Source organism: Nitrospirota bacterium, assembly GCA_015233895.1.
Lineage (GTDB): Bacteria > Nitrospirota > Thermodesulfovibrionia > Thermodesulfovibrionales > Magnetobacteriaceae > Magnetomonas.
This window is the reverse complement of record JADFXG010000001.1, coordinates 146,122-158,382: the sequence shown is the minus strand read 5'-3', so window position 1 is coordinate 158,382 and position 12,261 is coordinate 146,122. Positions and strand designations below refer to the sequence as shown.

Below are 12,261 nucleotides of genomic sequence, written 5' to 3'. Positions count from 1 at the left end.
ATATATTTACATAAAGTTTCAACATATTTTTTGTTTTTATCAATCAAAAATTTTTTGGTCAGGGCAAAAAGGACTGTGGCTGAAATTGGTTTGATTTAACCTATTTTTTCAAGATACTGTTTAAAGTTTTTAACGGATGTAAGATCATGTTTTTTAAATCGTCAGGGGCATTGCTGTCTTTATACTTTTTCAACAGCCTGAATTCAAGCATTGTAATTGAATAAATTATATCTTTACTCATTCTCTGTGCCTCTTCAAAATCTATTTGAGCCTGCGCATCCAATCGTGTGCTGATTCTGGGAGCATTATGCCACTTAACTACTCTTTCCGCTGCCAGATGGAACATCTTATGGCTGCTCTCAAGTAAATCAATTTCAGGGACATCTGCATACAGCTTTATTGCCTCACTATACAGCCACTGGCCTAATTCACACTGGTCATACGAGCCTATGTCAAATATTATATCTTTCTTTTTCAGAGCTAACTCAAGCTGATATGCCCATTCCACATGCTTTAACCGTGCTATCATAATATCTATCATCTGTCAAATCCGCCTTTGGTTTAATTGATTTATATACATTATAATTATAAATATATAATCACATTGTGATATACTACAGGATTTATTGGTGATTGTCAACAACACAATGCTTAAACAGACTCAGAAAGGCACTCAGGTGTTATCTTTAATATTTTGCCGGTTAATTTTTCGCTAACATCATTTCAAAACAAATGCCTATTAATTCCTGATTAATATGTCTTCTCATCATTATATATTCAAGTTCAGAAATCAAGTGATTGGGAACAGTGCTTATGTTAATACCAAGCATTTTTAACCCAAAAGCCAGTCCGGCAATATAATTGAGTTTTAAAGCCAAAGAGTTGCCTAACAAGCCCGCAGGTAAATAAACAATTTGCCATCTGATAAACCGAAAGGAAAATATACCGGCTATTTTACCATGAGAAATTCCCTTTTTTACTTTACGTCTGTAACTGAGTATCTTTATATCTTTTTGTGCCTCTAAAAATGCTGAGGTGAACGCCTTTTCAGAAATCATTATGTCATCGCAGAATCCGGCGGCGACAGCCAAATCTATTATAATCTCAGTATAACGTTTATACCAATAACTAAGATTTTTAATATCCATTTCAACTCAAGTACTAATCAAATGTCTTGGACGCTTCGATTAATATACGAAGGTCAAACGGTTTTTCCCAATTTTCGTCCACCATCCCAATAAGCTCCTCCTCTGAACGCACACCATCGTTTAAATCAGTCTCGTCCCACTTTTTTTGAGCTTTTGCATAATACTCTTTTACGCTCTCCAGTGACTTGCCAAAGCCCTCAGGCTCTTTAATGTCTTTGAGTAGTCCCATTCTGCCCTCTCTTTCTATAATTCGTACACTCTGCCACCAAAGAATAATGTGCATTTTATACCAACTTCTATGGTTAAATTAACATATTCCCTATCCGTTGTCAAGAGAAAAAAGCTTATACAGACTCAGAAAGGCTCCGCAAAACCGATTTTTCACCGAGGATTTCCTTAGCCTCTCCCAGTAGATAAAACGAGCCGGCCACAACTATTAATGTGCCGGGGTTATACAGATTTATCGCTTTCTTAAGCGCATCAGCAACCGTTGTTGCTATGTGAAAGCTTTTATCCGTGAATTTCCATTTAACCTCAGACAGTAAACTCTCCGGTTTTTCAGCCCTGCCATAAGAAAGTGCGGTAAATATGACCTCATCCGCAGCAGGTACTATCTCGTTAACCATCCGGCTGCAGTCTTTGTCAGACATTGCGGCAAAAACTAAAATTATCCGGCCATATGATGAGTTAGGGTTTCCACTCTTTAAATATACCCGACAAATTGTCTCAGAGAGCATTGTTAGAGCCTCAGGATTATGTGCTCCGTCAAACAGAAAATGGATGCCTTTAATTATCGTTAGCTCACACCGGCCATGCCATGTCATTTGCTTAAGTGAGCTTCTGAGTAACTCCTCGCTGCCGCTGATTTTGCCGCTTTCTATTATAAGTTCCCACGCTCTTACGGCAGAGCTTACGTTTGCCGCCTGATGAGCGCCAACTACCGGTATAGATAGCGCATCTATTGCACTTTTGCCGTGGTAATCAAAAATGGTTCCATCTGGTGTGCATTTAACAGATTTTACATCAAAACCCTCTCCGTAGATATACATCGGGCTTTGTTTTTCGCTGCACACATTTTTAATCACGGCTAATGCCTCAGTTCTTTGCGGCAGGACGATAACCGGCACACCGGTTTTAATTATCCCTGCTTTTTCAAATGCTATTTTCTCTATCGTATCCCCTAAAAACTGCTTATGATCCTCACCGATTGTTGTTATTATAGAAACTGCCGGGGTTACAACATTGGTTGAGTCAAAACGTCCTCCCATACCGGTTTCTAAAACAGCCCAGTCACACCCCATATTTCTAAAATAAAGAAAAGCCATAGCAGTTACAAATTCAAAGAACGTGGGCTGTATGTCAGGCCGCTCTTTGAGAGCCTCTAAGATTTCACCGGTAAGGTTTACAACATCATCTTCAGAAATCTCAGAGCCGTCAATTGTTATCCGCTCGTTAAATCTAACCATGTGGGGTGAGACAAAAAGACCGGTTTTATAACCCGATGCGGAAAGAATACTCTGCATGGCTTTTGCCGTGGTGCCTTTACCGTTTGTGCCTGCAATATGAATGGTGTTTAGGGCAGTTTCAGGGTTATCTAAAAGAGCACAAATCCATCCAATGTTTTGAAGGCCTAATTTAATTCCGTACTTTTGGAGTGAGTACAGGTAACTGATTGCCTCAGCGTAGTACATCAGGCATATTTGAGGTCAGAATGCGGATAATATTGGAAAGAGTGCTCTTTAACTCTCTTCTGTGGACAACCATATCAATCAATCCTTTTTTAAGCAGAAACTCTGCCTGTTGAAAATCCTCCGGCAACTGGCGGTTAATGGTTTGCTGTATTACCCTTGTTCCGGCAAAACCTATAAGACTTCTTGGTTCGGCTATAATTATATCGCCAAGCATCGCGAAACTTGCGCTTACTCCGCCAAAGGTGGGATCTGTCAAAACCGTGATGTAAGGTATTAACTCCTCCTTTAAGGCGGCTATGGTTGAACTTACCTTAGCCATTTGCATAAGAGAGTAAATCCCCTCCTGCATCCGTGCCCCACCCGATGATGTAAACACAATCAGTGGTACCCTTTCAGTGACAGAGCGTTCAGCAGCTCTTACGATTTTTTCTCCTACCACAGAGCCCATACTGCCGCCCATAAAGGAGAAATCCATTATGGCCAGTACCACAGGCTGACGGTTTATAGCAGCCTTGCCGGTAACTACTGCCTCTTTAAGGCTGCTTTTCTTTTTGCTGGCCTCTATCCGTCCCAAATATGCAACAGTGTCTTTAAACTCAAGCGGGTCGTCCGGACTGAGATGCGCGTCCATCTCCTCAAAACTGTTACTATCTGCTGTCAGCGCTATTCTTTCTCTGGCTCCTATCCGGAAATGATAGTTACACTTGGGACAGATTTTAAGGTTCTTTTCAAATTCCTTGCGGTAGATTATCTCCTTACAAAGCGTACACTTAACCCACAATCCCTCAGGAATTTTCACTTTTCTGTGTGTTTGTGTATCTATGGGTTTCTTAAACCATGGCAAGTCAGCAGGTCTCCTATATAGCCTTTCTCAGACTAATTATATAATCTGTGAGAGCTTTTTCGTCATTAAGCATAGTTGACACTATAGAGCTGCCAATAATTACGCCATCTGCATGAGCAGCTATCTCAGAGGCATCCTCCGGAGACTTTATCCCAAACCCAACGGCTACGGGTTTACCGGAAATTCTCTTTATCTTTTCAACCATACCCTTAAGCTCAGCACTTATGGTAATGGTTGAGCCGGTAATGCCTGTCAGGGACACGTAGTATATGAACCCGCGGGAGGCCTCAGCGACAAGCTGGATTCTGTCTTCTGTAGAGGTTGGAGCAAGGAGATATATAGTATCAAGGTTATTTTTCAAAGCCAGACCCCTAAAGCCAGGTTCCTCGTCAGGGGGCAAGTCAGGAACTATTACGCCATCGACACCACTTTGCACAGCATCAAGTATAAAGTGCTCCATCCCGTACTTAAACACTGGGTTAAAGTACGTCATAAGAATGATTGCTATGTCAGTTTTCTTGCGCAAACCGGCAACAAGAGACAGAACTCTTCTGAGAGTAACCCCGTTTTTAAGGGCAATATCAGCAGCAGCCTGAATTGCCGGGCCATCGGCAAGAGGGTCTGAAAAAGGTACTCCCAACTCCACAATGTCGCATCCAAGCCGGGAGAAGTTTAATACCCACTCCTCTGTCTTTTCTATAGATGGGCACCCTGCCATTATGTAAGGGATAAACGCTTTTTTCCCTTCCCTTAAAATGGCCTCAAATCTCCGGCTAATTCTTGTTTTCTGTTCCACTTTGCTCCTCTTGTTCCAATTCTAATTCATCTGAATTAAAATCAGAAGTAGATCTGTTTTAAAAAATTTATCTCGCATTTGGATTAGTGAAAATACCAAAAAACCCTTTTAAGGCATTCCCAATAGATTGCGGCACATCTGCCGGGGGCGTATCCTCCGGTCTTTGCACAGGTTCAGGTTTTGGCCTGTTTTCATCGGCGATATTATAATTTGTTTTATTATTTTTTAATCTTTCAAGTATTTTATTGATCTCCATTATAATTGCATTATCTTCTGTTGAATAGGGATTATCTTTTGGAAAAGTATCTTTAAATCTGTTGATTGCAACTATTTTCTTATCAACATTTGATTCTGTCTCTAAGTATGACTTAAGCTCAATGAATGATCTTTTCATCTCTCTAAGATTACTTGCCCACCATGCTTTAGAGCCATCAGGTTCGCTTTGTTGTTGCTTTAAGCCATCCGGATTGAATGTTGCCTCCTCATCCGGTGTTGAGTCAACTTCAGGTTCGCTTTGTTGCTGCTTTGAGCCATCGGGTTCGAATCTCGCATTTTCAGCCGGTGCTGGCTGTGAATCGCTGATGGCCGGCGTTGTGGCAACAGCCACCGCATCTTTCACTTTGAAAACAAAATCGCCTTTGTCTAATTTAGAATCTCTTATTTTACCGTATTGGGGATGTTGTGTACCCTTAGAGTAATTAGTGACGGTGTTTTGCAAATACTCACCCAATGCCGTGCCGGTTACATAGCCATCTTTATCAGCGGCAGCTCCCTCTAAAGCCGCCTTAAATTGCTCCAAAAAGATACTCTTATCCGGCACAGGCTCATCTGCTGCCCCTGAGGTGATAAATTGACGCACAGGCCTTGAGGCCTTATAAGAAATACTTTCAGGCACAGCACGTGTCATATCAAAAATAGAGCCTGAAAAACAACTGTCAAAGAGAAACAACGCATGTTTAGCGTCAATTCTTTTAGCAAAAGATTCTATTTGCTGCATATCAATGGCCTTTGCAGCAAAAGCAGCCTTATCTTTCTCTGGTACAGGTGCATCTGCAGGAACTATGTATCCAATGTCGCCGCCATAAGACTTATGTTCCGTAAACCCATGTCCTGCATAATAAAATAACAATCTGTTGTCAGGATTTGAACCATAATTTTGAATGAAATCATCATATGCCTTTAGAAGCTTGTCCTTGTTGGGATTTAAAACGGTAACGACTTCAAAACCCTGGCGTGTTAAAAGCTTTTTGACAACCTCTACGTCATTAACAACCCCCGGCAATTTTGGCCAGCCAGCCTGGTACGCTGAAACACCGATTACAAGAGCATGGCTTTCGCCGTAGAGAGTCACCTCTTTTCCGCTTTCATTTTTAATTTTAATTGCCACACCCCTGTTTGCCCCCTCTGTTGCTGAGGCTACTGTTAAAAGTATCAGACACACAAAAGCAATTAAAGACCATAGATGTTTTTTCATAAGGCCCTCCTTCAAAGCAAAAGCTAAATTATACTAACAAATACACATAAATAAATCAAGCACTTATACCAATTAAAAGGAAATGTACCACATACCAACACAGAGCATTAAGATGTCAACATGAGGTGTTTAAAGGTTTTAGCAGCAGGTTGAAAAGGTCTTACACGGTGCAGAATTCAAAAGAACTGGTCTTCTTCTCTTTAGCCTTATACATGGCCTCGTCAGCCTTTTTTATTAACATAGTAGCCTCTGAGGCGTTAAGCGGATAAATGCTGATACCAATGCTGGTTCCCACAGAGCACTCATACCCCTCGATAAGAAATGGTTTTGTAAGGGACTCTATGATTTTTAAAGCGACAGATCTGGGGTCCTTCTTGCCAGCTATTCGTGACAGTATGATATTGAACTCATCTCCGCCCATACGTGCCAAAGTGTCTGACTTTCTGATGCAATCGTTGAGGCGAAGGGCAGTCTCCTTAAGAAGCATATCTCCAATGTGATGGCCATAGAGGTCATTTACAGCTTTAAAGCGGTTAAGATCAAGAAAAAGCAGCGCCAGCATGTAGTTATACCGTTTAGCCTGTTCTATGAAATTATTGAGACGGTCAAAGAAAAGCATCCTGTTTGGCAATCCGGTAAGCATATCGTGATGAGCGATGTAGTGAAGGCGATCCTCGGCCTCCTTTCTTTCCGTTATACCGACAGCTGAGCCTATAAAGCCGTTAAACTCATTGTTCATACAATGACGAGGGGTGCCTGTTTCAAGTATCCAGCGGTAAATACCGTCTTTTCGTCTTAAACGGTACTCTACCTTATAGGCTTCTTTCAGCTCCACATGCTTGTTATAAATCTCTTCAAATTTCTCTCTGTCCTCCGGGTGAATGTTTTTAATCCAGTTATTGCCGGATTCCTCGTCTATCGTTCTTCCTGTATAATCAAGCCACACTTTGTTAAAATAATTGCGTTTACCGTCAGCCTCAGACATCCATATAAAAACTGGCGCTGAATCGGCCATTAACATAAACCTGGTCTCAGTCTCCTTAAGGTTAGCCTCACACTCCTTACACTTATGAGCCTTTTCCTCAAAATAAGACACCTTGTCCTTAAGCTCATCAAGCTCTCTGGTTAAATCTCCTTTAGTTTTCCTATGCACGCTCATAAGTCCTTTATAATATGTTATATTGGTAATATATGTCCAGCACAAAGAAAAGGGGGACTTCAAAAAAATGAAAAAAGATGTAGTTATATACGGGAAAGCCGGTTGACCCTACACGGAAAAAGCCAGGTCGGCTTATGGAGGCAATGCCGTATTCTTTGACGTAGCCCGTGATGGGGACAAAATGGATGAGATGCTAAGTTATTCCGGTGGGCGGAGGATAGTTCCGGTAATTCTGGAGGACGGTAATGTTACAGTTGGCTATGGCGGCACCTGAGGTGTGTAGATTAAGGCCAGGCAGTTTGCCTGCAAGCGTAAAAGAGCGAAAAACCTGAGGATACAGTATTGCTACAAATCAGAACAATTTGACACTACACCACATCATTCAAAGTGCTGTCTGTCTCCTGTCCATGCACATTGCTCTGCTGCATGGCAAGTTCGTCTGATGTGGCATAAAGACGGTAAAGCAACCGCCTTATTATAAACATAAGAATGTGATAGGAGGCTTTGGGGTAATCTTTCAGAAATTGAAGGAATTGCTCTCTCTCGAATTTCAGAAGTGTGGCCAACTCCTCACAGGTTACGTTTGCCATGCGCCGTTGTGATTCAAATATTGCGGAAACGCCAAAGACGTCATTTTTGGTTATTTTGTAGAGGAATAATTCATTGTCAGGGCTATCAGGTGAGTTTTTGCTTACCTTAAGCGAACCTGAGATCACTGCATAGAAGCAATCTGCCTCTTCATTCTGAGCCACTATACGGTCATACGGCCTGCATGTGACTTTTTCGCCAATGTAAGCAAGCGTTTCTAAAATATGTTCAGGAATGTCATGAAACATCTTTACACTTTTTAACATCTCACTTATATCGTGGTACCGGGATTTTATATCGTGATACTTGTCAAGTTCCCTTGGCATCACGTCCTTTTGAATCTTATTCTGTAAAACAAGGATTTCACCGATAGGCGGCCTTAGCTTTTCCCTCTCTGTGGTTATTATTTCAACCTGCTTAGCGGTAAGAAAGCCTTTTTTTTGAGCAATTTCCTCAAATGAATAATCAGACATGGCGTGATAGTTAAGTATTTCATACACATCTTTCATGCTAAGAAAGGAAAGCCTCGTTGCCATGTCTATAAAAGACGGGGTCTCCTGACTCTGATACTTAAGTGCATCCAGCATATCTTTCTCAGTTATCAGGTTTCTTTTGACTAAATATGTCCCAAAAAAAGCCTCTGTTTCCAAAACTAAACTACCCCCGTGTGTGTGCGGTTAAATATATATTGAATTATAGCATAAAGGGACTTTTTGTTGCAGGGTAATTCAGATATTGTCCAGGGATTCGTCAAAGAACAACGAATACCACTATAGCTGCAATATCAGTTTAACGCCGGCTGAAGCCGAGCTATAACTTACCTGCTTCTTTCTACACAATCAATAATAGCATTAAGTAATTTCTCCTCATCTATCGGTTTAATTATATGTTTACACGCCTCGATAACTGTATGCTCATCGTCGTTATAGCCTGTGGTGATTATTATCGGCTGTTCCCTCTCTATTTTAAGTATGTGTCCTATCATTTCAAAGCCATTCATCACAGGCATTTCTAAATCTGTAACTACAATATCTACCTCATGTTGTTTATAAAGTTCTACACCTACCTTGCCGTTTTCAGCTTCAAATACAGCTTTACACCGTCTGCGCATGAATTTCGCTATAATGATTCTAACTATAGCATCATCCTCTACGTAGAGAACACTTATGTCTTTTAATCTCTCTTCTCTTTCTTTTGTCATAACTCGATTATAACCTCCAAACCTTCTTCTGTATTTTGTGCTCTTATAGAGCCCGACATGTTCATCTCAATTACAGACTTTGCTATGTAAAGTCCAAGCCCGATACCGCGTGCCTTATGTTTTGTAGTAAAATAAGGGTCGAATATTTTACCTATTATATCATCTCTTATTCCGCCACCATTATCCGATATACATAACATTACCTTACCAACCTCGCCATCTTCTTTTAGTTTTATCTTTATGTGTCCATTTTCAATTGCTCTTTCCTCGAATATATCCTTTGTGTTGTTCAGGATGGATAGTATAGCTCTGGAAAACTCGTTTGGATACCCTTCAACCATAACATCATTCTTAACATCTATTTCAATTTTGATTTGACGATTTTTAAAATATCCCTCCATTAAAGACAGGCTTTTTTCTACCGCTCCGGCTATGCTGAATTGTTTCTTTTCTTTTTCCACATGATAGAAACTCTTAAAGTTGTCAATCGTGTCCGATAACAACTGCAGCTCTACCATAATCATATTTACATTACTATCGAGATATTCGTCAGTTAAATCGTCAAACATTTTTGCATCCCTGATTTCCTGTGCTATAACTGAGATGGCATTCAGAGGTTGTCTCCAGTGATGAGCTATATTTACCAGTAGTTCTCCCATGGCTATATGGCGGGACTGTTCAAACATAACTTGATCCTTCCACCTGTTTTCCTCCACCTCTTCAGTTACCCTTCTTTGCAGGTTTTTGTTAAGTTCGTTGAGTTGCATTTCCATATTCTTTCTCTTTGTGATATCACGTAGAAATGCAAAGATAAGCCCGCTATTCCTTATGAAATTTATGCTCACTTCAACGTCAATGATTCTGCCATCCTTTGTTTTGTGTTTGGTTTCAAATTTATCAGAGCCGACATCGCTAATTTGTTGTATATGGAGCCGGGTTTCCTCAGGGCTTTCAGATGCTTCTATGTCCGATAAACTCATATTCAGCAAATCCTCGGATGTGTAACCCGTCATGTTGCAAAATGCGTCATTTGTCTCTATAAATCCTCCTTCGGCATTAAATATTATAAAACCGTCTAAAGAAGTACGAAGAATTGTCTTATCCTGTTCCTCTAACCTCTTACGTTCAGTAACATCCTGGAAATAAACAGAGATGCCATCTGTATAAGGATATACAGTTCCTTCATACCATCTTTCAAGCAACGGGTAATAGTATTCAAAGTGTGTTACTTCACCAGTTTTCATAACGTTATCGTATAACCGGTAATAAGGAGTGTCAACGATTTCAGGGAATTCCTCAGTAATGATTTTGCCAATGAGGTCTTTGGAATTACGCTTTACCATCCTCCCAGCATTTGTATTTAAGTAGGTATAACGCCACTCCCTGTTCAGGGTGAAGAACCCGTCGCTGATACTTTCTAAAATATCGAGCAGCTCATCTTTTGATTTCTGTAAATCAGACTGTGCTGCTATAATTTTGTTAAGCATTGTGTTTAAACCGAAGGCGAGATTCGTTATTTCGTCTTTTCCGTCAGTACCTGCTCTTACTGTCATCTCTCCACTTGCGAACTTTTTAACAACAGAAGCCAGCTTGATTAACCTGCGTGTTATAAGCAGATGTATTACGGAGCCAAGAAGGATATATGCGATGGCAAAGAAAATCAGGTAGTTTAAATCACTTAGAAATATCCTTCTGTTTGAATTGTATGTTTGTCTGGATAAATCATACTCTATATACAAAACACAGACACTTACATGATGGAGTTGTTCCCCTAATATTGAGGAATATATAGGGTATAGGGCATATAAAGAAGCGTCATAAGCGGATTTTATGACGTTAGACTTTCTATGTGACCTTGTAGTTTCCACACCACTTAAGATATTCAGCTTTTCATCGCCGGTCAAATTAGAAGAGAAGACCTCGTCAATATTATGGCCATTCCATTTGCGCTGGCTTGATGCAATAATATTATCATTTTCGTCCGCTAACAATACCAGCCGTAATTTGATATTTGAGCCAAGCAATCCTATTTGTTCCTGAACGAGATCTATGCGATTTTCTTTTATTAGATGTTCCAGTATATTCTGTAGATAAATAGCAAGTTCCGTAATTTCTCTCAGGCTGTTTTCCTGAATTCGTGTTAAAGCTCTCTGCCTTTCTAAATAATTGATATAAAGGAAACTTAACATTGTCATCAGCACCAATATAAGCGGGATTATAAAGCGCAGAGACAACACAAACGGGTATTTGTTGGCAGTTGTAATGTTTTTAATTCCGGTTGTCATCTTTTCAGGGCGTTTATCTGGCATTTGTCAAAAATGCTATTTACATTGAAATCTTTTTGGAGTAAATCATTGGCAATCATAAATCTCTTCATTTGGTTAGTTGTCAAAAGAAGTGTTGGTTTTATGCCGCATAGCATCGTACGGTTTTCCTTTATGTCAGGAATATGCAGCCCTTTCAGTGCCGTAACGAACTCATCTTTTGAGATACCCTCTCTTTCCGCCATTATCTTATATGCATTTTGAGGATTGCTATGCACATAGTCAAGAGATTTAAACCACCCTTCAAGTAAAGCATTCAGTGTATTTACATTATTGGGAGTCTTTCTCAGATAGTCATTATGCACTACAAGTACATCTACAATAGCTCCGTAAACCTGAGAGCTGTCAAAAAGTACATTTGCGCCTGCGGCAATTAACTTTATTCTCACTGGCTCAAATGTCACAACAGCATCCACAATCCCGGTTTTAAGGGCTGTTTCGTGCCTGTCAACCTCCATGTTGACTGGTATGGTGTCCGAAGGTTTTAATCCAACAGTCTCCAGTGCAATTGCAAAGAAATATGAACCAAGCGCAGTCTTTTCAACACCAACGCGTTTCCCCTTAATGTCTGAGAGCTTATTTAATCCACTTCTGCCTAAAATGACATCTCCTCCGGATGAAATGTCCATTGCAAGGACAACTGTTATATCATATCCATCCTTAATCAGCAGTAAAGCCTCATCCATGGTTAGTGCCGCCGCATCTATTGCATTATAGCGAAAGCCTCTGATTACATCTGAGGCTGAGGAATACTCAACAAGCAATATGTTGTTATCAAAATACTTTAACTCCCTGGCTAAATAAAGCGGTTCATACCCGGGCCATACGTTAGTACCTACTCTTAAAGGCTGAGTGTCCCTGGTACATCCCCATAGCAAGATAAGGAAAAGTACACACAAGAACGCTAACCTGAAAATGCCGGCTATCTTGTTACGGCAGTTTAGCCTGCCCTCAGGGACGATAAGGGCTTGGTATTTACAGAGGTTTTTATACATCTTGTTATGATAGAATAGCATAAATGCAGGGATATATACTA

12 protein-coding genes are annotated in these 12,261 nt (G+C 40.4%); all 12 read right to left on the bottom strand.

Annotated elements, in window-relative coordinates; all coding sequences use genetic code 11:
• Positions 1–100: 100 nt before the first annotated feature.
• On the bottom strand, positions 101–541 hold the full coding sequence (locus tag HQK88_00750) for a CZB domain-containing protein (GenBank protein ID MBF0615323.1): 441 nt from the start codon (positions 539–541) through the stop codon (positions 101–103).
• Between the two features lie 160 nt (positions 542–701).
• Positions 702–1,148 (bottom strand): hypothetical protein, encoded by a 447-nt coding sequence (locus HQK88_00745; protein ID MBF0615322.1) that lies wholly within the window; start codon positions 1,146–1,148, stop codon positions 702–704.
• A gap of 13 nt (positions 1,149–1,161) precedes the next feature.
• Entirely contained in the window at positions 1,162–1,431 is a 270-nt protein-coding gene (locus tag HQK88_00740) for a hypothetical protein (GenBank protein MBF0615321.1), read from the bottom strand.
• Positions 1,432–1,492: 61 nt separating this feature from the next.
• Positions 1,493–2,839: a bifunctional folylpolyglutamate synthase/dihydrofolate synthase gene (locus HQK88_00735; GenBank protein MBF0615320.1), complete on the bottom strand. Its 1,347-nt coding sequence runs from the start codon at positions 2,837–2,839 to the stop codon at positions 1,493–1,495.
• Entirely contained in the window at positions 2,826–3,683 is an 858-nt protein-coding gene (locus tag HQK88_00730) for an acetyl-CoA carboxylase carboxyltransferase subunit beta (protein MBF0615319.1), read from the bottom strand. The genes HQK88_00735 and HQK88_00730 overlap by 14 nt, the downstream gene beginning before the upstream one ends.
• A gap of 13 nt (positions 3,684–3,696) precedes the next feature.
• Entirely contained in the window at positions 3,697–4,479 is a 783-nt protein-coding gene (locus HQK88_00725; GenBank protein ID MBF0615318.1) for a tryptophan synthase subunit alpha, read from the bottom strand.
• 67 nt (positions 4,480–4,546) lie between these two features.
• The gene (locus tag HQK88_00720; protein ID MBF0615317.1) at positions 4,547–5,953 is read right to left on the bottom strand and encodes a caspase family protein; all 1,407 of its coding nucleotides are present in this window, start codon (positions 5,951–5,953) and stop codon (positions 4,547–4,549) included.
• Positions 5,954–6,113: 160 nt separating this feature from the next.
• The gene (locus HQK88_00715; GenBank protein ID MBF0615316.1) at positions 6,114–7,112 is read right to left on the bottom strand and encodes a GGDEF domain-containing protein; all 999 of its coding nucleotides are present in this window, start codon (positions 7,110–7,112) and stop codon (positions 6,114–6,116) included.
• Positions 7,113–7,480: 368 nt separating this feature from the next.
• Entirely contained in the window at positions 7,481–8,350 is an 870-nt protein-coding gene (locus HQK88_00710; protein ID MBF0615315.1) for a cyclic nucleotide-binding domain-containing protein, read from the bottom strand.
• 167 nt (positions 8,351–8,517) lie between these two features.
• On the bottom strand, positions 8,518–8,901 hold the full coding sequence (locus HQK88_00705; GenBank protein MBF0615314.1) for a response regulator: 384 nt from the start codon (positions 8,899–8,901) through the stop codon (positions 8,518–8,520).
• Entirely contained in the window at positions 8,898–11,210 is a 2,313-nt protein-coding gene (locus HQK88_00700) for a PAS domain S-box protein (GenBank protein MBF0615313.1), read from the bottom strand. The genes HQK88_00705 and HQK88_00700 overlap by 4 nt, the downstream gene beginning before the upstream one ends.
• Positions 11,183–12,241, bottom strand: coding sequence for an ABC transporter substrate-binding protein (locus HQK88_00695; protein MBF0615312.1), 1,059 nt, complete (start codon positions 12,239–12,241; stop codon positions 11,183–11,185). The genes HQK88_00700 and HQK88_00695 overlap by 28 nt, the downstream gene beginning before the upstream one ends.
• Between the last annotated feature and the right edge of the window lie 20 nt (positions 12,242–12,261).